At 51.4% G+C, this 20,878-nt stretch carries 18 protein-coding genes; 11 read left to right on the top strand and 7 right to left on the bottom strand.

The window, feature by feature from the left end; genetic code table 11:
• Positions 1-129: 129 nt before the first annotated feature.
• The 3 genes from NYE70_RS16050 to NYE70_RS16040 all read right to left on the bottom strand — a co-directional run bounded on the left by NYE70_RS16050 (position 130) and on the right by NYE70_RS16040 (position 3,938).
• Positions 130-798: a DUF559 domain-containing protein gene (locus NYE70_RS16050; protein ID WP_341046865.1), complete on the bottom strand. Its 669-nt coding sequence runs from the start codon at positions 796-798 to the stop codon at positions 130-132.
• A gap of 98 nt (positions 799-896) precedes the next feature.
• Positions 897-1,190: a hypothetical protein gene (locus NYE70_RS16045; RefSeq protein ID WP_211023001.1), complete on the bottom strand. Its 294-nt coding sequence runs from the start codon at positions 1,188-1,190 to the stop codon at positions 897-899.
• An 81-nt stretch (positions 1,191-1,271) separates the two neighbouring features.
• Positions 1,272-3,938, bottom strand: coding sequence for a putative bifunctional diguanylate cyclase/phosphodiesterase (locus NYE70_RS16040; RefSeq protein WP_341046863.1), 2,667 nt, complete (start codon positions 3,936-3,938; stop codon positions 1,272-1,274).
• Positions 3,939-4,192: 254 nt separating this feature from the next.
• Between NYE70_RS16040 and NYE70_RS16035 the strand changes: the two genes are divergently transcribed.
• Both NYE70_RS16035 and NYE70_RS16030 read left to right on the top strand, forming a co-directional pair.
• A complete protein-coding gene (locus NYE70_RS16035; protein WP_290405437.1) occupies positions 4,193-5,140 on the top strand; it encodes a 1,4-dihydroxy-2-naphthoate polyprenyltransferase in 948 nt (315 codons plus the stop codon).
• Between the two features lie 176 nt (positions 5,141-5,316).
• Positions 5,317-6,432 (top strand): Gfo/Idh/MocA family protein, encoded by a 1,116-nt coding sequence (locus NYE70_RS16030; RefSeq protein WP_290405438.1) that lies wholly within the window; start codon positions 5,317-5,319, stop codon positions 6,430-6,432.
• Between the two features lie 742 nt (positions 6,433-7,174).
• Here NYE70_RS16030 and NYE70_RS16025 read toward each other — a convergent pair.
• Positions 7,175-7,684 carry a hypothetical protein gene (locus NYE70_RS16025; protein WP_211022997.1) on the bottom strand — a complete coding sequence of 170 codons (510 nt, stop codon included), beginning with the start codon at positions 7,682-7,684 and terminating at the stop codon, positions 7,175-7,177.
• 210 nt (positions 7,685-7,894) lie between these two features.
• Between NYE70_RS16025 and NYE70_RS16020 the strand changes: the two genes are divergently transcribed.
• The 3 genes from NYE70_RS16020 to NYE70_RS16010 all read left to right on the top strand — a co-directional run bounded on the left by NYE70_RS16020 (position 7,895) and on the right by NYE70_RS16010 (position 9,875).
• The gene (locus tag NYE70_RS16020) at positions 7,895-8,818 is read left to right on the top strand and encodes a prenyltransferase (protein ID WP_213653622.1); all 924 of its coding nucleotides are present in this window, start codon (positions 7,895-7,897) and stop codon (positions 8,816-8,818) included.
• Between the two features lie 55 nt (positions 8,819-8,873).
• Positions 8,874-9,602 (top strand): DUF6081 family protein, encoded by a 729-nt coding sequence (locus tag NYE70_RS16015; protein ID WP_213653623.1) that lies wholly within the window; start codon positions 8,874-8,876, stop codon positions 9,600-9,602.
• An 87-nt stretch (positions 9,603-9,689) separates the two neighbouring features.
• The gene (locus NYE70_RS16010; protein ID WP_211022994.1) at positions 9,690-9,875 is read left to right on the top strand and encodes a hypothetical protein; all 186 of its coding nucleotides are present in this window, start codon (positions 9,690-9,692) and stop codon (positions 9,873-9,875) included.
• Between the two features lie 85 nt (positions 9,876-9,960).
• Here the strand turns inward: NYE70_RS16010 and NYE70_RS16005 are convergent, their stop codons facing one another.
• The 3 genes from NYE70_RS16005 to NYE70_RS15995 all read right to left on the bottom strand — a co-directional run bounded on the left by NYE70_RS16005 (position 9,961) and on the right by NYE70_RS15995 (position 13,812).
• Positions 9,961-10,089 carry a DUF4023 domain-containing protein gene (locus NYE70_RS16005; protein WP_211022993.1) on the bottom strand — a complete coding sequence of 43 codons (129 nt, stop codon included), beginning with the start codon at positions 10,087-10,089 and terminating at the stop codon, positions 9,961-9,963.
• A 100-nt stretch (positions 10,090-10,189) separates the two neighbouring features.
• Entirely contained in the window at positions 10,190-12,097 is a 1,908-nt protein-coding gene (locus NYE70_RS16000; RefSeq protein ID WP_341046856.1) for an ABC transporter ATP-binding protein, read from the bottom strand.
• Positions 12,094-13,812: an ABC transporter ATP-binding protein gene (locus NYE70_RS15995; RefSeq protein ID WP_244861377.1), complete on the bottom strand. Its 1,719-nt coding sequence runs from the start codon at positions 13,810-13,812 to the stop codon at positions 12,094-12,096. The genes NYE70_RS16000 and NYE70_RS15995 overlap by 4 nt, the downstream gene beginning before the upstream one ends.
• Before the next feature lie 394 nt (positions 13,813-14,206).
• On the opposite strand from NYE70_RS15995, the gene NYE70_RS15990 reads away from it, so the two are divergent.
• The 6 genes from NYE70_RS15990 (at position 14,207) to NYE70_RS15965 (ending at position 20,875) form a co-directional block, all read left to right on the top strand.
• Positions 14,207-15,169, top strand: a complete 963-nt coding sequence (locus NYE70_RS15990) for an ABC transporter permease (protein ID WP_211022990.1) — start codon at positions 14,207-14,209, stop codon at positions 15,167-15,169.
• Entirely contained in the window at positions 15,159-16,109 is a 951-nt protein-coding gene (locus tag NYE70_RS15985) for an iron chelate uptake ABC transporter family permease subunit (protein WP_211022989.1), read from the top strand. Before NYE70_RS15990 ends, NYE70_RS15985 begins: the two co-directional genes overlap by 11 nt.
• A complete protein-coding gene (locus NYE70_RS15980; RefSeq protein ID WP_211022988.1) occupies positions 16,103-16,861 on the top strand; it encodes an iron ABC transporter ATP-binding protein in 759 nt (252 codons plus the stop codon). The genes NYE70_RS15985 and NYE70_RS15980 overlap by 7 nt, the downstream gene beginning before the upstream one ends.
• 72 nt (positions 16,862-16,933) lie before the next feature.
• Entirely contained in the window at positions 16,934-17,920 is a 987-nt protein-coding gene (locus tag NYE70_RS15975; protein WP_213653777.1) for a siderophore ABC transporter substrate-binding protein, read from the top strand.
• A 297-nt stretch (positions 17,921-18,217) separates the two neighbouring features.
• Positions 18,218-19,708: a catalase gene (locus NYE70_RS15970; protein WP_341046850.1), complete on the top strand. Its 1,491-nt coding sequence runs from the start codon at positions 18,218-18,220 to the stop codon at positions 19,706-19,708.
• Between the two features lie 423 nt (positions 19,709-20,131).
• Complete coding sequence (locus NYE70_RS15965; protein ID WP_341046848.1) at positions 20,132-20,875, top strand: ABC transporter ATP-binding protein; 744 nt, start codon at positions 20,132-20,134, stop codon at positions 20,873-20,875.
• Positions 20,876-20,878 lie beyond the last annotated feature (3 nt).

Below are 20,878 nucleotides of genomic sequence, written 5' to 3'. Positions count from 1 at the left end.
CGCTGTAAAAAGAGCCTTTTTGATAAAAATGATGTATTTTTGCAGAAATGCTCTACGATACAAGGGTTAATCGGATCGAAGGATGTATAATTGCAGTATTTATCCTCCAATTCTACTCCATAATCAGGTTTATAATCTCGACAAGGCATGGGGCTGTAGCTCGTATCTGACGACATATTTTCCTTCTGCTCCGGTTACAGGAGAGAGCAGCCCTTCCAAACATAGAGAATGCAGAATTCGCACTGCTGTTCGATGGTTCACACTTAAATGGGTTTCCACATCGATAGGACGAATAGGACGCGCAAGAAGACAGGCCAACCGTAGGGTTTCTCGTTCCGCTACAGTTCTGATACTGACGGGGGAAGTTTCCGGGTGAAAACGACTTAGCACCATTCTTAGTAAAGTAATACATAGGTCAGGCCGATGAGCGACGTCGTCGTAGGCAAAAGAGATAACATGAAACCCCAAAGCCGTCAGAAATGTTTCCCTATTCAATTCATAACAATACTTTTGCCTGTCCATATCCCGAACATGCGCCCCGAAACCCTTGATTTCAATGACTAGCTTTATATGCTCGGTGAGAAATACAAAATCGCAGAAATAGGAAAAACCACGCCAATCCAGTACTTCGTATTCCGGATGCAATCCGGAAAAGTCTCCCCGTAGTGGCCACCAGACGTTGCAGCAAAATAGTTTTTCAGCTTCGCGATGACCTCGCTCCAAGCGGCCTTTACGTTCTCCGGTCCGACTTTGTAAATGATGCTCAACATAAGCAGCATGTGCGGTCTCAAAACTCATACGATATCCCTCCTAAAAAAGATAAAACGCCCCATCTTCACTCTTATGGAATGAATCGGGGCGTTCTTCGCCATTTTGGATTATTATATTGGATTATTCTATCGCTCCCCATTATTCTTGCGGTCATAATAAATCGCGCCGAGCCACTGACTGGCGGCGAACAGCACGAACATTCCCAGCACCAGCAGAAACCGGTTGTCCCCTTTGCGTAAAATAAACTGCATGAGGAACAGGACTACAGCGATCTCCGTCCACATCAGTCCCCGCTTGCGGAGCGCTTTATAATCATAATCTCCTGTTCTTAATTTGCGCAGATTGATCCAGGCAAGGATCACCAGGATAAGGAAAAAGATCAATGAGCCGATAAGATCTTCTCTTTGGAATGAGCCCATTATGCCGATACCTCGCTTTATTTAGGATGGAGTCTGTTGTAAGCATTGTATCTTATGAGAGATAGCCCCGCAATTCAGTATTCATGGGATCTGGATCAAAGCAGATCCGTCCCATTGCCGAACGAACGAGGAGAATTCCTGACTAGGCAGCGGCTTGCTGAAATAATAGCCCTGGAATTGGTCGCACTCCAGCTCGGTCAAGTATCTAAGTTCATCCGGCGACTCGATCCCTTCGGCCACGACCCGCAAATCCATATGATGGCCGAGCTCGATGACCGCACGGACGATGGATGACTTCTTCGAATCCTCCACCAGGCCTTGAATGAAGGAACGGTCCAGCTTCATTTCGTTGATCGGCAGACGGTCCAATTGACTGAGCGACGAATAGCCGGTACCGAAATCGTCCATCGAGATATGAATGCCCATCTTGCGCAGGTCTTCCATGACCTGTACACCGTACTCGACATTATGGATCAGCGTGCCCTCGGTAATCTCCAGGACAAGGCATTCCGGCGCCAGGCCCGTTTCATTAAGGATGCGGGTAATCATCGGAATAAGATTGCTTTGATAAAAATGTCTTGCTGATATATTTACCGCTACCGGAAACTTGGCGAGTCCTTGGGATTGCCACGATTTATTTTGCCGGCAGGCTTCGCGAAGCACCCATTCGTCGATGTCGAGGATGGTTCCCGAGTTTTCCGCCAGAGGAATGAATTTCGCCGGCGAAACGACGCCAAAGTCCGGGTGCATCCAGCGGATCAGCGCCTCGGCGCCGATTACTTCGCCGCTTCCCGCATCGATCTTAGGCTGATAATACAGCGTGAATTGCCCGCCGTGCAGCGCACTTTTCAAATCGTTCTCGAGCTGCATATTTTCCGCGCGCTGATTTTCGATCAGGCTGTCATAAAAATGGTAGAATCCATCGCCCTGTTCCTTTGCAACATACATAGCGATATCCGCGTTGCGCATAATCTGATCCATTTCGTCGCCGTCGAACGGAAATACGCTGATCCCGACGCTTACGGACATATATAAGCTTCTTCCGTTAATATCAAATGGCTCATCCAGACAGTCACAAATGACTTGGGCGGTCCGCTGAACATCCGAAATATTCTCATAATGCAGGACGAACAGGAACTCGTCCCCGCTTAGCCGGAATACTTTGCATTGTTCGGAAACGATGCCGGAAAAGCGGCCGGCGACCTTATTCAGGAGTCTGTCTCCCACGGTATGGCCCAGCGTGTCATTGACCTGCTTGAAGCGGTTCAAGTCGGCAAACATCACGGCAAAAGGCAAAGTGCGGTCAGAGTTGTCAAGATCCAGCGATTTGGTGTACTCCAAAAAGTGCAACCGGTTAGGCAGGCCGGTCAGCTCGTCATAGTAGGCGAGGCTGTGCAGCTTCTTTTCCGATTGCTGCAGACGGTTGGTTTGTTCTTTTAACAGCAGATTGTTATGCTCGGAATCCTGGACCATATGGACAAGCTTGTTCGACATTCCCCGGAAATTGCGGATCAGCGACCGAATCTCATAAATCCGGCTTTTTGGCCATTCCGTCTTGTGGGCGGTGAATAGTTTTCCCGGCAGATTCGTGGTCAGTGCCGTCAGTCCAGTCAAACCCCGTAACAGCTGGCAGTTTATGATTTGGCCAACAATAGCTGCGCTAATAAAGAAGAGAATCAGGAACGCAAATTGGCCTGTGTACTGCCCGTAGACTTGCTCTTGATAATGCCGCATAGGCACCAGAACCGTCAGGTGCAAGGGCAGCGGGCCCAGATCCGTATTGTAAATATAGTCGGCTTCATGCCATTCCTGATCAGGCAGAATCCGGGCCTTTTTCTCAGGAACGTGCAAGTAAAAGTTATCTTGAATTTTATAGTCCGAATCGGCGGGTTCAAAACGAGCCAAAGCCGCGGCATTGTCGTTGTTTCCGCTATCCGCGAGCACTTCCCCGGATAGGCTGGTAATGATGATCCGATATTGGTCTTCGGACGCGTACCGCTGGGCAAGAGTTTGCAAATTTCGGGCTTCCGGCGTGTCCGGGGATGTTAGCTGCATAGTATTCGCTTCAAAGTTTCGTATTTCCTCGTAGATGTGTCTCCCGGTGTTTGAGGCAAGCTGAAGCGAATAGTTGGACAACGAGGCATACGTATTCCAGCTATTATTGACGATGTAGAACAGAAAGGGCAGGGCGATCGAAACGATCATAATATGGAAAAGAACCGTGCTGAAATAAAGCGGTCTTTGTTGAAAGGCTAAGCCCTTTTTTAGCCGTCGATTAGGCAGGTACCTCCACAAAATATCCGCGAACAGAACATTGAACAATCCGTTGGCCGCCAATATAATGACCATCAGACCAATTTCTATAGAGATGGTTTGATAGGTAAGATAATAAACGCACAGCATGGCAGGGGCACCGATCAACAGCCAAAACAGGCCGTCCGCCAGAATTATCCGGTCCCGCTTGGACCAGCGCATCAGCAAGCCGAGTACGATCAATTCCAGAAGGAATATAGCTAGGGAATACGGCTTGTCCCAAACAAATATGGATACGGCATAAACGGCGGTCGCAGCGGAGAATCCGTAAATGGTTCCATAATACCGGGTGAGCAGCAATAGTACCATATTCGTAAAAGTCAGCGATAATCCGAAGATAAGGTGCAACTCGTGAGACTCACAAAACAGAGCGAGCGCTAGTCCTGCCAGAAATAAAGCCGGCAGAAGTAGAGACGATAATCTCTTTAGCGTCATACCTGACGATCCCCCTATAGCGAAAAGTGGTGAGAGTAATGGTTAGATTCAGGTGAGTAGGAGATAAGAGGTACAAAGTGTTACGATGCAGTGCTTAGTACCTAACATCTTTCTACACAAACCCGGAATATCCTTTATTTTCTGACAATTGATATGGGAAACACTTCCGATTAGGATTGTCAAGGACTTTTAAAACAGAAGATATTTCAAAAATTAGATATCATCTTTTTAAGATAAGTAAAAGGATGATGGAGATGGCGATACGAAAATTTTTCAAACTGGTGGAGATTCAGACAAAAGCGGCCAGCATGATCCCCTTTTTGTTGGGAACGGTCTACGCCTTGTTTCGTTTTCAAGAATTTCAGGTCGGACACTTCGTTCTGATGCTGCTTTCGCTGCTAAGCTTCGATATGGCTACAACCGCGATCAACAACTATTACGACTTTAGAAAAGCTTCCAAAAAGCACGGGTATGGATATGAGATCCACAACGCAATCGTCAAGTATAAGATGAATCCCGGTGCGGTGGTTGCCATTATTGTTATTTTGCTGACCATAGCCATTGGGGCGGGGATCGCTTTATTTTTGGAAACAGGACTGCTGATTCTCCTGCTTGGCGGATTGTCCTTTGCGGTTGGAATTTTGTATTCGTTCGGGCCGATTCCGATCTCCCGCATGCCGCTGGGCGAAATTTTTTCCGGATTGTTCATGGGATTTGTCATTATGTTTATCTCGGCTTATATCCATGTGGGGGAGAAGCTGGCTTCTCTAACTCTTGAAAAAGGGACCGTTCTGCTGCAGGTTCAGCTCGTGGAAGTGATACTGATTTTTCTCGTTTCTATTCCAGCGATTCTGGGGATTGCAAATATTATGCTGGCGAACAACATTTGCGATCTGGAGGAGGACATTGAGAACAAACGCTACACGCTGCCGGTCTACATCGGACGCAATCATGCTTTGCGGCTGTTCCGGATTCTGTACTATGCGGCTTACGCCGATATTTTGGTCTTGTTCTTCTTGGGCGTATCTCCGTTCCTACTAGTGCTTGCGTTGTTGACGTTGATCCCTGTCCGTAAAAATATCCGCAAATTCTCGGAGATGCCGACCAAACAATTTACCTTTGCGTTATCGGTGCAAAACTTTGTTCTTACTAACATGGCGCGCATCGCGGTATTGGGACTTGCGGTTCTGATCACGATGTAACTCACAGCCGACCTTGGTTTGAAAATCCGCGATAGGATGCGGATGACTTGGGGCGGGTCCATATCGAAGTTAAAACCGGAAGACCGCTGTTCGTGCGGTCTTCCGGTTTTTTGTAGTAAAATGGGAAGATAGCTTGATGTTATACGGATGGAAAGAAAGTAAAGGAGATGGAGAACATGGGCGAGGAACAGCAGGGTGACAGAAAGAGGAAAATCACCTTCGGCATCATGGGCGGAGGCTGGCGGGCCGAGTTTTATTTGCGGATTGCGCAGGCGCTTCCCGAGGAATTCGCAGTCAGCGAAATCTGGATGCGCGACGAAGCCAAAGCGCGGGAAATGGAAAGCCGCTGGGGTATTAAGACAACCTCCGATCTGGACGGGTTTCTGGGCCGGCGAGACTTTTCATTTGTTGTATTGACCTTATCCCGAAGCGTAGCGGCGGAGTACATAGCAAAGCTGGCCGGAATGGGGATTCCGGTGCTCACGGAGACGCCGCCCGGGGGAAGCTTGGATGAATTGCTGCGGCTGCACGATAAAGTCGGCAACACCGGTCTTGTACAGGTGGCCGAACAGTTTATCTACCAGCCGATGCATGCCGCAAGGCTGGCGGTAGTCCGCTCCGGGTTGCTGGGTGGAATATCCCACGTCCAGGTATCGGCGGGCCATGGATACCACGGGATCAGCCTGATCCGGCATCTGCTTGGAGTCGGCTTCGAGGACGCCGAAATCAGCGGCCGGCAAATCGTGACGCCGCTGACGCAAGGGCCCAGCCGCCGTGGCTTGCCGGAGCGAGAAACACTGGCCGACTCCAAACAGGACTTAGCCCTGCTTAGCTTCGGCGGACGCAGCGCCCTGTTTGATTTCACATACGACCAGTACTTCTCCTGGATCCGGCGGAATCGGGTCCTCGTCCGGGGGCATCGCGGCGAGCTCGAAGGGCGGGAGGTCCGCTACCTTCGAGATTTCCGGACGCCGGTGACGATGGAGCTTCGGAGGATCGACGCCGGTCAGGACGGCAACCTCGAAGGTTATTTCCATGAGGGAATTCTTGCCGGGTCCGAATGGATGTACCGGAATCCCTTCCCCTTGGCCCGTCTGAGCGACGAGGAAATCGCCATCGCCACCAGCCTGCGAAACATGGGCGAATATATCGAAGGCGGACCATCCTTCTACAGCTTGGCGGAAGCCTCGCAGGATCAATATTTGAGCCTGCTTATGGCGGAAGCGATTAATACCGGAAAGTCAGTTACCTCTGTCCGGCAACCGTGGGCGATAAAGGCGGATCGCGGTTAAGACAGAACTAATATGAATCAAGTCTTAACTAGCTCCGAACCAGATCCAAACCAAGTCTTAATACGTAACCGAACCTAGGAACAACCAAATGTCCTCTCGAGACGCACAAAACTGACGAAAATGTCTTTCAAAGAGTGGACACAGTTCTGTAGAACACATATACCACTGCTCTACATCGATTGTCTGTATATGGTACATGATTGAGGGGAACGAACTAAATATAGTGGTTGATAATCGAGGAACCATATTAGGCTTGTGTCCACCTTCAGGTGGACATTTTTCTATATTTGTCCGCCATCAGAGAACAAAAATGGGTGGTTAATCTTAATAGTTAGATGAGGTGAGAACAAGACTTGAGCGGAACTTCGTCATTTATCAGAGTGAATCAACTATAAATGAGCCAAATGTCCTCTCGAGGCGAACAAAACTGACGAAATTGTCTTTCAAATAGTGGACACAGTTCAGTAGATGACATATACCGCTTCCCTTCAACGAATGTCCGTAGATGGTATGTGATTGAGGCGGATGCACTAAATATAGTGGTTGATAATCGAGGAGCTATATTAGGCTCGTGTCCACCTTCAAGTGGACATTTCCTTGATTTGTCCATTACCAGGGAACAAAGTGGGAATTAGCCTTATAAATATGCTAAATGTCGATGAGAGTCCCTTAACCTTCGCCCAAAAAGCTAAAAAACCAGCCTCCGCAGCAACACCGCGGGGGCTGGTTTTCGTAGAGAGTTCTAAAAGCGTCTTTTTGATTTCGGGGCGATCATGACGCCGGCGCCGATTATGATCAGGGCGATCGCCAGCAGAGGCTGCCCGAGAATCATCCGGTTATACAGTGTTCCGAGCGAGAAGACGGCGAAGAATAGCAGGGAAAGCGCGCCCAGAATATTGATTGGGATCAGCAGGTATTTGTTGCGATTTCCAAACCAATAGAACTCAAACAATCCGATAGCAGGGGCTAAGATAAAGCCTGGCCACAGATACTGCCAGCTGTCGAACAGGGTGGATAACTGGCAAACCAGTCCGACGGTAAACAGGATACCTCCCGGAATCAGCAGTCCGATGGCTCTCCGTTCCGTTAAGGAGAAGTAGAGCCAGTGGAAAAACAGTCCGAGCGGTATGATGAACATGGTAGGCCAGAAATGCCCGAATAATGAGCCCGTGCTCATTGCTTCCTTACGGAAGAAAAATAAGTAGCAGCCGAGCAGGATCAGTACGGGGCCGATCCAAGATCTTTTATTCATGCGTATCATATCTCCTTCGTCTATGTATTCATCTTCTCACAGCATACTATAAAAATTGCCAGGTATCTTCAGTCTATGGGGAAGTAAAAACCTGGACTTTGGTCCAGTTCGTGGCTTTCTAAAAATTCCCCGCTCGTCTATGAAAAAGATCATGTATAATTGAATAGTGATATTTTTAACACACTATAACATGGGAGCGTGAATTAACCGGTGAACATATGGACAACTTTCAGGAAAGCATCCCGGTTTCAAGTGATTCCCGTGATGCTGGTTCCTGTATTTCTCGGCGCGCTGGGGGCCTTTATGTGGAAAGGCGTGTTTCACCCGGTGCTGTTTGTCATTACACTGATCGGTGCGGGGGCGGCCCATCTGTTCTCGAATATGATCAATGATTTATGGGATTACCGAAATGGAGCCGACGTCGCGGCCAAAGAAACACCGGAGGTGATCTCGACGAACTCCGGTTTTCTGTCCGGCGGACTGATGTCCGAGCGGACCTTTTCGGCGATTACCTGGTCGCTGCTGGGTCTGGCCGTATTGTGCGGCGTAGTATTGAGCGTGTTCAGCGGCTGGCCGGTACTGGTCTTTGGTGGCTTGGGCGGGTTAATCGCTTATTTTTACGTGGCTCCTCCGATCCGGTTTGGATACCGGGGCAAAGGGCTGAGTGAAGTGGCTATTTTGCTGTCTTTCGGCGTGCTACCGGTGATGGGGGCTTATTATGTGCAGACACAGGATTTAAGCATCGATTCCGTGCTGCTCTCCATGCCGATCGGCTTGCTGACGACGCTGGTGCTGTTTAACCACCACTTTTTACATTGGCAGGCGGACAAGCAGGCCGGGAAAAATACGCTGGTCGTCGTCTGGGGCGAAAAGCGTGCGCTGAACTTCTCGAAAATGATGCTTTTTCTGGCCTATGCCTTTCTGATTCTTTGCGCGGTGATCGGGACTTTGCCGCTATATTCTCTGCTGGCGCTGCTCACCATTATCCCCGTGTATCGGGTGTATGGCCGGCTGAAAGAGCATAATCCTTCCGCGGCCTACTTGCCGCTGATGGGGGCATCATTGCAGGCCTCGATCCGTTGCGGGTTGATTATGATGGCGGCCCTGTTGGTGCAGGGCTTGATCCAGCTTTAATGCTATAACAAATCACATTTACAAAGATCACTTCTAAGAGAGAGGGCGACAATTCATGGAACAACAAAAAGTATTCGGCGATTTTCATACGATATTGAATGAGGGACAAGTTTGGAAAATAGGCGGATTCCCGCTGCCCGACGGGTCATTTTGGGAATATCGCGAGCCGGAGGCCGTAGTTATCGTTCGTAACGGTATTCTGTACTGCCGTGCTCCGCTTAGCCGTCAGAACCATCAAATTCAAATTTTGGACAATGCCAAGCATATGTACTATTCCGTGGAGGACGTCGTAGTTCCTGAGTCCGGCGAGGTCAGCTTTGAACTGCAAATCCGTGCCCGCTCGCAAAATACGGCGCCTGGCGATTTGTACGATGGCTATGTATCGTTGAACCTGCTTGACTTCACGACCGGCGCGGCGCTCGATTTCTTTGCGGGCAACGACAAATATGCAAGCGTCTATGCCGTTTTGCCTTTCCCGGGCGTGGAAGTGCCGGCCAGCGACAAGACGAAGTATTTTTGCGTGTTTAAGGAAGATACGGACTTCAAAGCGCGGGAATTCAACACTTATAAAATTACTTACAATCGCGGGAACGACGAAGTTGTCTTCTTCGTGAACGGCACGGAAATTCGCAGAGAGAGCGGGGTACCGATCAAATTCAACCGGTTTACCATCGCGCTCGGAATTATGACGGAAAAAGACCTTACCCCGGAAGGCAGCGTATCGGTTCACGGTCAAACCGTAATTGCGGAATGGTCGCCTGTAACGGTAACGATTAAGGAATAAAAACCTGCCCGTTGTCAAAGGCTAGAAACGGGCAGGATGCCTGCTTCAAATGCAACAGGATGAAGTTGACATCGGGAGGTTACAGACATGGCGAGCAAACGCGAGCAGCACAACCGGCGGGTCGGCAACGGCAGCAGCAACGCCCAAAATGCTTCAACAGGCAACGGCGGAGAAGGCCGGGCAGGGCGACTTAGCCAAATCAAGAATCATGCTAGCCCGGGGGATGACGTTCCTAATGAGTACATCTCCGGCGAGGATCTTTACGATCACTAAAATTATTAATTTGTCCTGAAGAATCAAAGGAGCCGTCCACCTCAGTAATGTGCTGAAGGGGACGGCTCTTGTTTAATAGTGCAATTTATTTCTGGGTTCCATGCTGTTTGGTTGGCAGTTGGCCGGCGGGATTTCCTTTGCCCCGTTTCCGGTTGCGTTCGTCCTTGTCCTGCTTATCATGGACTTTTTCGACAAACTCATGCAGGTTCTCCACAGAATTTCCTCCTTCGCAAGAGCATGATGAAATCTCTTGCGTTACTATGCCACAATCGGGACGGTTTCATCCCGAATGGAGGGGGCTTGGAGCCGGAGCTTTACTTCGCTCCGGCATGGCTCTCTTCGCCGTGCCAGAGCTGGCGGAAGCTGGGGCTCACGGCGAGCAGCTGCTCCGCCGTGCCTTCGGCTTCAATCGTGCCGTCCTTGAGCACGATAATGTGGTCCGCGTGCGAGAGCGCGGCCTTGCGGTGCGACACGACGAGGCAGGTGGCCTCGCCCCTGTCGCGGAAGAGCCGCTCCCACAGCTTACGTTCGGTTTCGACGTCGAGCGCGCTCGACAGGTCGTCGAACACGTACAGCTGTGCGTCGCGCACGAGCATCCGGGCGGCCGCGGTCCGCTGGACCTGGCCCCCGGAGAGCTTCACCCCGCGCGGCCCGACCATCGTGTCGAGGCCGTGCTGGAGCTGCGCCACGTCATCTTCCATGACGGCGGCGTGCAGCGCCTGCTCCAGGCTGCCGTCGGTGCCCGGCAGCCCGAGCAGGATGTTGTTCCGCAGCTTGTCGCTGTACAGGCGCGGAATCTGCGCCGTATACGCGCTCTGCGGCGGAACGAAGAAGTCCGCCGGCGTCTCGACGCGCCGGCCGTTCCAGGCGATCTCGCCGCCTTCGGCCGGCAAGAGGCCGAGCAGTGCGCGCAGCAGCGTCGTCTTCCCCGAGCCGATCATGCCGGTGATCACGGTAAACGATCCGCGCTCAAGGCGCAGATCGATCCCCTGGATGCCCCGGCCCGTCTCGGGGTAACGGTACGTCAGGCCGCGCACCTCCAGGACCTGCAGCGGGTCCGCCTGTACCGTCCCCGCTACATCGGCGCCGAGTCGGTCCTCCTCGCGCCTTGCCTTCGCCGTCGTCCGCATCGTATCGCCGACGGCCGCCTCACCGCTCGCACTCCGGCCGCCATCACCCTGCTCGCGCACGCCCCCAGCGCCCGCAGTTTCCGCTGCGGCCGCCCGCCGCTTGCCGAGCCCGATGAAGGCCGGCGCGGTGAGAATCCGGGCGGACGCTCCTTGCAGCATATCTTTCAGGCGTCCGAAGCTGATGGCCATCTGCTTATAATAGGTCATGAAGTTACCTACATTCGAAATCAATTGGGTAACGAAGGTCAAATAGTAAATAAATAAGGACAGGTCGCCGACCGTAAACGAACCGCTGCGCATTTTATAACCGGCAAGCACGAGAATCAGGCCGGTCCCAAGATTTACGGAGTTCGTGAACACCGATGACAAGGCTTCGGTAATCAGCTTGTCTTTGACCATCGATTGGCGGCGTTCATCGCTTAACCGTTCAAAACGGCGCACGATCCGCGTCTCGGCCCCGGCGACTTGGATCGCCTGGACGTTGGAGAACATCTCGCTGATCGAGCTGGTGACCTTGGCCGTCGCGGCCCGGCTCGCCGCACGGTACTTCTGGACGCGCGTCGTGGCGATTTGCGCCGCCGTGACGACCAGAATCAGCGGCACGAACACGAAGAATGTCATCTGCGCATCGATAGAGATCAGAATATAACTCGAGACGATTACGAATCCGATCAGCCCGAACATATCGACCGACCAGCTCATCGCTTCTTCCGTATGATCGACGTCATCGCGGAAGTTGCTGATCGCTTCCCCCGGAGAACATGGAATCGCTTTGGCGCCGGGCTCTTTCAGGACATGAGCCAGCATGTTTCTCCGCAGCAGGGTGCTGATCCGGAACCGGAAGTTGGCGTCCGTCCAGAAGCCGCCGGCGATCAGCGCGATTCGGGCTAGCGCGGCGCCGACCAGCAGGGCGGCGATCCCCCAGATTCCGTACGGGAAATCATAAGTGCCCTCAAGGTGGTCAAAGAATGCCTTCGTTATTAACCCCGGCAGCAGCGGGGCCATATGTATGACCATCCACGCAAACAGGTTGGAGAAATAGAAGACAGGGCGATAAAGGAGTAATCTCCAGAAAAAATGTCTTGTATTCATGCCAGCACCTCCTCAAGCCCGACGGCCAGCATCCGGCTGAACCGGGACTGCGGATCGCGAGCCAGTTCAGCCCGAGGGCCGTTCTCCACAATCTGCCCGTTCTCCAGAATTAAAATCTGATCGGCCCGCTGTACCGTCGATAGACGGTGAGCGATCATAATGCACGTCCGCTCCTCCAGAAGCCGGCTGATCGCCGCTTCGATCCGGTTCTCCGTCAAAGGATCCAGCCGCGAGGAGGCTTCATCCAGAATGACGAGCCCCGGATCGCTCAGGAATACCCGGGCGAAGGCGAGCAGCTGGGCTTCGCCAGCCGACAAGCTTCCTCCGCCGGAGGCCAGCACCGTGTCCAGGCCATCCGGAAGCGAAGCGAACCACTCTTCCAGGCCCAGCTCTTTCAGAACGGAGAGAATTTCAGCATCGTTAATCTCTTCATCGAACAGGGAGAGGTTGTCGCGCACGGTACCTTCCATAATCTCGATATTTTGCGTCACCATGGCTACGCCGCTGCGCAGTTCATGGAGCTTGCAGTCCCGGATATCGACTCCGGACAGCTCAATTGATCCCTCTTGGGGATCATAGAAGCGCAGCAGCAGGCGGGCCAGCGTCGATTTGCCGCTGCCGGTTCTGCCTAGAAGTCCGAGCGTTTGGCCCGGTTTCAGAGATAAGTCCAAATGGCGCAGCGTCGGCTCGCCATCCGCCTCGTAAGAGAATGTCAAACCGTTAAATTGCACGGACAGCGGCCCTGCGGGAAGCGGGGCTCCCGGGCCGTCGGTGATCTGCGGCTTCGTGCTAAGCAAATCGCGGACACGGATCAGGCTGGCATCGGCTTTTTGCAAATCCTCAAGCTGGGTGCGGATCTTCTCGATTGGCTTTGCCAGCAGCTCCGTATAATAGAAGACCAGATAGACGGATCCGATCGTGAGCTCGCCCCGTTTCCAGAGCCAGGCGCAGACGAGGAAGGCGGCGGCATTCCCGAGGGCGAAGACGAAGATGGTAGTGCTCCACATCATCCCGAAGCCCATGAAAGCCCGGATGCGTACGGGCAACATCCGCCGCGACAGGTCGTAAAAACGATTCATGACATAGCCGGCCGCCCCGTTGGCGCGGGTATCTTCCGTTCCTTCCAGATGCTCGCCGATAAAGCCGTACAATTCGGCGTTCTGGGCGCGCCATTTCGTCCAAACCGGTACGGTGAACTTGCGGATCCATTGGATGGCAAAAACAGCTCCTACCACGAATAGGGACATCGCTGCGCCTATCCAAATATTTTCACGGAATAACAGAAGTAAAATGCCTAACATGAGTAAAATGTTGCCTAGCAGGTGGATCATAAAGCTGGAGAAAAAGTTGGCTAACGCGTTGACGTCGCCGTCGACCCGTTCTATCAAGGTGCCTGAGGTGTTAGATTTGTGGAAGGTCATGTCGAGCGAGAGGCAGTGTTCAACGAGATCGGCCCGCAGCCGATTGGTCGTCGTCCAGCCCAGGTTTTCGCTGTAATAGGCCGCGCATACGGAAATCACTTGCTGGATCAGGGAGAATCCGATAAAGATGGCGGCAGCATAATAAAGCGCATTCAAGCTACCTTCGCCTTGAGCCGTATCGATGAAATAACGGATCACCTGCGGATTCACGAGCTGCAGGGCGATGGACACCAGCAGCAGCACCGCTAACCAAATCAGCAGCCTGCGTTGAGTAAATACGTACCGGCCCAGCATTTCCCGGTAATGGCCCAAGGATTTCGTCCTCGTCCTTCGTTTGTTGCTCTTTTCGTTCGGTACTTTGGTTTGTTCAGCCAAGCCGGACACCCCTTCCATTCATGCATCGATGTACATTCAATCTAGGAGCGTCAATTTTATGCCCGTTCCTAATATTCTCCAATTTATTTTATACAAAAACATATGTTCGTACAATAGGATTTCAGCAGCAAAATAAAGAGCCTCTTATAATAATTTAAATTTTAAAACGGTTGACAGTGTGAAAATACGCACGGTATAATTCAATCTAATTGATAATGAATATCATTATTAATTATTCATCGTCTGTCCTGCCGGCAGCGAATCACTTGGGCTTCCTCCAGGCCAGAGGGGGCAAAGTAAGGACGATCTCATAATGAAGAAAACTCTCACCATTCTAATAGCACTATTAATCGTACTCTCTATTACATCCCTGTTTATCGGAGCTTCCAGCATGTCACTGTTTGACCTGTTCGGGCCGGAAGGAGGGGAAGCTTGGGAACTGCTGTGGATCAGCCGGATTCCCCGGCTAGTCAGCATCATTATCGCCGGAGTCAGCATGAGCATCGTCGGTTTGATCATGCAGCAACTGACCCGGAACAAATTCGTGTCGCCGACGACGGCGGGCACGATGGACTCCGCCAGCTTCGGCATTATGGTGGCCCTGCTGCTGTTTACATCGGCGGGAGCGCTCGTCAAAATGTCCATAGCCTTTGTCTTCGCCCTTCTCGGAACTTATATATTCATGGCAATTCTGAACCGGGTGAAATACAAGGACACGATCTTTATCCCGCTCGTCGGGTTAATGTTCGGCGGAATCGTCAGTTCGGCAACTACTTTTTTTGCGTATAAATACAATTTGATTCAGAGCATGTCCGCGTGGCTGTATGGGGATTTCTCCATGATCATGCAGGGCCGTTACGAGCTGTTGTTTATCAGCGTGCCTCTAGTGGCGGTTTCCTATATTTACGCCAACAAGTTTACGGTCGCGGGCATGGGCGAGGAGTTTTCCGTCAACCTCGGTTTGAATTACAAGCAGGTCGTCAACATCGGGTTAGGTTTGGTCGCGCTCGTTACTTCGGTCGTCGTGCTGACGGTCGGGTCGATTCCTTTTCTGGGATTAATTATTCCAAACCTGGTCACGATATTCCGCGGCGACAACCTGAAGGGAAACCTGACTTACACGGCTTTACTGGGCGCAGTCTTCGTTCTGGCATGCGACATTCTGGGACGCTTGATCATCTATCCGTATGAGGTGTCGATCGGACTGACCGTCGGGGTAATCGGAAGCGGTATTTTCCTGTATCTGCTGTTGAGGAGAAAGACATATGAGCAATAAAACCAAACTATGGATCCTTGCCGGCATCGCCGTTCTGCTTGCTGTCGTCTTTATGACGATTGAGGCGGGCGGACATTGGGATTACATACTGCCAAGACGGGGCAGAAAACTGATCGCCATTCTCCTTACAGGAACAGCCATCGCTTTTTCTACCGTGGTGTTCCAAACGATTACGAACAATCGGATCCTGACGCCGAGTATTATCGGTCTGGATTCACTGTATATGCTCCTTCAAACGGTGATCGTTTTCCTGATCGGGGGAACGGCCTTAACCATGATGAGCAAAAATTTGCGCTTTGTACTGGCGGTCGGACTGATGGTCGTGTTCGCCATGCTGCTGTACAGAATGCTGTTTCGCAGGGAAGGGCGTAACATTTATCATCTGCTGCTGATCGGGCTCATTTTCGGAACTTTTTTCTCGAGTGTGACCTCGTTCCTGCAAAAGCTGATTGATCCGAATGAATTTCTGGTCATCCAGGATAAAATGTTCGCCAGCTTCAATAATGTCAATTCCGATCTGCTTTGGCTGTCGCTCGTCGGCGTGATGCTTGTGGCGCTTTATTTTGCGAGGTTTACCAAGTATCTGGATGTGCTTGCTTTGGGTCGGGATCATGCCGTCAACCTGGGCATCAGTTATGAATATGTCGTCAAGCGGATGCTGATCGTCGTCGCTGTCCTGATATCGATTTCGACTGCCTTAGTCGGACCGATTACTTTTCTGGGGCTGCTTGTGGCCAATGTGTCTTATCAGTTCTTGAATACTTACCGTCACAAAACGTTGATCCTCGGCGCTTCCCTGGTCAGCTTTATCGCCTTAACCGGAGGTCAGTTGATCATCGAGAGAGTGTTTACCTTCTCCACTTCGCTAAGCGTCATCATCAACTTTATCGGCGGGGTGTACTTCATCTATCTGCTGCTAAAGGAGAATAAATCGTGGTAAAGGTCAGAGGAGTTTCCAAACAATATGGCGGTAAAAAGGTCGTCGACAATGTCTCGCTGGAGATCGCGAAAGGAAAGATTACTTCCTTTATCGGGCCGAACGGTGCGGGGAAGAGCACGTTGATGTCCATGATCAGCAGATTGATTGCCAAGGACGAGGGCGAAGTCTTGATCGAAGACCGTGAAATCGGGCAATGGAAAAGCGGGGAACTTGCCAAAAAGATTTCAATTCTTAAGCAATCCAATCACATCAATATTCGGTTGACGGTGCGGGATCTCGTAAACTTTGGGCGTTTTCCCTATTCGCAGGGACGCTTGAATAAGGAAGACGAAGCCTATGTAGACGAGGCGATCCGCTATATGCACCTGGAAACGATGCAGAATAAATTCCTCGACGAACTCAGCGGGGGTCAGAAGCAACGGGCGTTCATCGCCATGGTCATCGCGCAAAACACGGAGTACGTGCTGCTCGACGAGCCGCTCAACAATCTGGATATGAATCATTCTGTGCAAATCATGAAGGTACTGCGCAGATTGGTCGATGAGCTTGGCAAAACGGTAGTGCTGGTGATCCACGACATCAATTTTGCCTCCTGCTATTCCGACTATATTGTCGCGCTGAAGGATGGCAAGGTGGTCAAGGAAGGCACGACCGATGAAATTATCGAACCGTCCGTGCTGCGTGAAGTTTACGATATGGAAATTCCGGTCCAGGAGATCGGCGGCAACAAAATATGCGTGTATTTTGCTTAAGCATTCTTTCGAAATGACTTTAAATTATGAAAATATGGGGGAATTCAGGTGAATAGCAAAAAGTTAGCGTTAATGTTTACTACTCTGGTCATGGTTCTTGTATTGGCCGCGTGCGGAGCGAACAAAAACAGCGGAAGCAATGGCGGCAACGCTGGAGCTACTGGAAGCACGGATACTACGCAGCCGGCAGCTGCCGCACCAGCCGAGGATGAAGAGCTTACGATCAAGCACAAGCTGGGCGAAGCCAAGGTCAAAAAGAACCCGGCCAAAGTGGTTGTGTTCGACATGGGCGTGCTGGAAACGCTCGACAAGCTTGGTGTGGAAGTGGCGGCTGTACCACAAGCCAGTTTGCCTACCCATTTGAAGAAATACGAAGACGGCAAGTACAAAAATGCGGGGACGCTGTTTGAGCCGGACTTTGAAGGCCTGAATGCATTGGACCCGGATGTCATCTTCATCTCCGGCCGTTCTTCCGAGGCTTATGAAGAGTTGAACAAGATCGCTCCAACGATCTTTATGGGCGTAGATACTGCCAATTATATAGGCTCGTTCACGGAAAACGTGAAAACGCTCGGCGAAATCTTCGGCAAAGAGGCTGAAGCAGAACAAGAGCTTACGGCGATTAACGATTCGATCAAAGCTTTGAACGATGTGGCGACTTCCAGCGGGAAAAAGGGGCTTGTTATCCTGACGACTGGCGGCAAAGTAAGCGCCTATGGACCGGGCTCGCGCTTCGGGATCATTCATGATGTTTTCGGTATCCCAGCAGTCGATGAAAATCTTAAAGCCGATACGCACGGGGACTCCATCTCCTTCGAATTCGTAGCAGAGAAGAACCCGGATTATCTGTTCGTCGTAGACCGCGATGCTGTCGTAACTGAAGAAGGCAAGCAAGCCGAACCGGCCGCTAAGCTGGTTGAGAACGACCTCGTGAAAAAGACGAACGCCTACAAAGACGGCAAGATCGTCTACCTGGACGCTAACTACTGGTACCTTTCCGGGGGCGGCCTGTTGTCCGTACCGGAAATGTTGAAAGAAGTGCAAGAAGGAATTCAGTAATATAACGCAGGCCATATCTGTGATGCAGCAAGCAAGCCCTACGCTCTTATGCGTTGGGCTTGTTTTTTTTCGTTTGGACTTGTCTTACTATCAGCCTTGGTTCCGTTTGTTCCGTTTGGAATATTCACCGGGGATTACTTATATAATGGCAGTGAGAAATCGGAAGTTCAGGAGTTCGGGCGTTCATGATTTCCTCATCTAACCTTCATGCACTTTTTCATGCGGGCATGGTAGAATTTAATTCAGAACTTAGATTAAGTCTAAATACAATATCAAAGCCGAAAGGATGATTTATAGATGAACAGCAACAACAGATTGACGACGAATCAGGGAGCGCCAGTGGGAGATAATCAGAATTCGCGGACGGCAGGACAACGCGGTCCGACTTTGTTGGAGGATTACCATCTGCTGGAGAAGATCGCGCATTTTGACCGGGAGCGTATTCCGGAACGGGTCGTTCATGCGAGAGGAGCCGGCGCTCACGGGGTGTTCGTAACGGAGCGGAGCATGTCCGAGTTTACTAAGGCGCATTTCCTGCAGGAGGCTGGCCGCGAAACTCCGGTGTTCGTTCGGTTCTCGACCGTTATCCACGGTCAGGGCTCGCCGGAGACGGCGCGCGATCCTAGAGGCTTCGCGGTAAAGTTCTACACGGAGGAAGGTAACTATGATCTCGTCGGCAATCATCTGCCGGTATTCTTTATCCGCGATGCGATCAAGTTCCCGGATATGGTTCATTCACTGAAGCCTGCGCCGGATACGAACATTCAGGATCCGGCCCGGTACTGGGACTTCATGTCCCTGTCGACCGAATCCTCCCACATGATGACCTGGGTGTTCTCGGATAACGGGACGCCGGCGAACTACCGGCAAATGGACGGCTTCGGAGTTCACTCGTTCAAGTGGATCAATGCGGAAGGCAAGATTACTTATGTGAAATACACCTGGAAGTCCAAACAGGGAGTCGTCAATCTGTCGGCGGATGAGGTGCGTGAAGTACAAGGGCGAGACTTTAACCATGCGACACGGGATCTGCATGATCACATCGAGCAAGGGAACTTCCCGCAGTGGGAACTGAATGTGCAGTTGATGCCGGTAGAGGATCTCGATCTTTGGAGCTTCGATCCGTTGGATCCGACGAAGGTATGGCCGGAATCCCATTATCCGCTCATTCCAGTCGGCACGATGACCCTGAACCGTAATCCTGTGAACTTCTTCGCCGAAGTAGAGCAATCGGCATTTTCTCCAAGCGTACTGGTTCCGGGCATTGAACCGTCCGAAGATAAGCTGCTGCAAGGGCGGCTGTTCTCTTACCCGGATACGCAGCGTTACCGGCTCGGCGCGAACTATCTGCAAATTCCTGTCAACTGCCCGTATGCGCCGGTCCGCAATCATCAGCGCGACGGCTTGATGAATGTCATGCAGGACCCATCGCCGGTTAATTATGAGCCGAATAGCCTGGAAGAAAGTCCGAAAGAAGACCCGCATTACCAGGATAGCGTCGTTCCGGTAACCGGGCATATCGGCCGCGAGAAAATCGCCAAGACCGATGATTTTACACAAGCGGGCGAACTGTATCGCAGCTTTACTCCTGAAGAGCAGGCTAACCTGATCAGCAACCTGGTGAACGATCTGCGGCAGACGACGGAACAAACCCGGCTGCGCGCCATCTGCAACTTCTTCCGCGCTGACGTCGAGTACGGCATGCGGCTTGCGCAAGGATTGGGCGTGGACATCAGCGGGTTCATTCCGGCCGCTCCGGCTGCGGGAAGCCAAGAACAAGAGGCATAAACGGGATTGAAATCAATATGAAGAATAGAAAAGACGGAATCCGTGAAGGGTTCCGTCTTTTTTTGCAGTAATGTTATATGAGGGACCTTCCGCAAGCATGCTCGATGGATGGATGGATTGGATAATTTCCAAGCAATCCGCCGATTTTGAAGCCTGTAAGAGATTTGGTTGGACAAAATCCAAGCCGTGGTGCTTACGGAGAGCCATTTTGATAGTGTCGGGTCTCGTTGATTGGAAAACCTCCAATTAAGTAATGGGACGCGAACTTTCCTGGGGATTATGATTGGATTATATCCAATCACGCCGTAGTCGGGATGAAGAGATGATCTAGAAAAGATTCAAAACGGAAAGGGTGGGAATATGATCTCGAATAACTCGAGCAACTCGAATAACAGTCCTGTTATCACCTTAAGAGATTTAAGAATGAGATTTTCGGACAGGTACGTCTTGAACGGAATCGATCTGGATGTGAACCCCGGTCAAATTATTGGATACATCGGCCCTAACGGGGCAGGAAAGAGTACGACCGTTAAAATTATGCTTGGCCTGGTGGAAGGCTATACCGGCGAAGTCCGGGTTTTCGGCGAAAGCCCGAGCGACGGAGGCGTGGATTACAAGAAGCGCATCGGCTATGTGCCGGAGGTCGCAGAAGTGTACGATACGTTGACGGCACGGGAGTATTTGACGTTTATAGGCGAGCTGTACGGCCTGAAGCCAGCGGATGCGGAGAGCAAAGCGAGGCGACTGTTGGAGATGTTCGGGCTGAAGGATGTGTTTAACGTCCGGATCGCTACCTTTTCCAAAGGAATGAAACAGAAGGTGCTGATTATTTCCAGCCTCCTGCATAATCCGGATATTCTGTTTCTGGATGAGCCGTTAAGCGGCCTGGATGCCAACAGCGTGATGGTGGTGAAGGAAATTCTCGCCCTGCTGGCTGCCCAAGGAAAAACGATCTTTTATTCGTCTCACATCATGGACGTCGTGGAAAAGATCAGCGATCGCATCATTCTGTTGGATGGAGGGCGCATTGTGGCGGACGGCAGCTTTGAAGAGCTGAAGGGACAGAGCCAGGAGGGATCGCTGGAGCAGATTTTTAATCAGTTGACCGGATTTAACGAACATCAAGAGATCGTAGAGCAATTTGTGGCGATCGTGCAAGAGGTGTAGCCG

The sequence above is a fragment of the Paenibacillus sp. FSL R5-0407 genome, assembly GCF_038009185.1.
In the GTDB taxonomy this organism is placed as follows: Bacteria; Bacillota; Bacilli; order Paenibacillales; family Paenibacillaceae; genus Fontibacillus; species Fontibacillus vini.
This window is presented reverse-complemented; position numbering and strand designations above follow the sequence as displayed.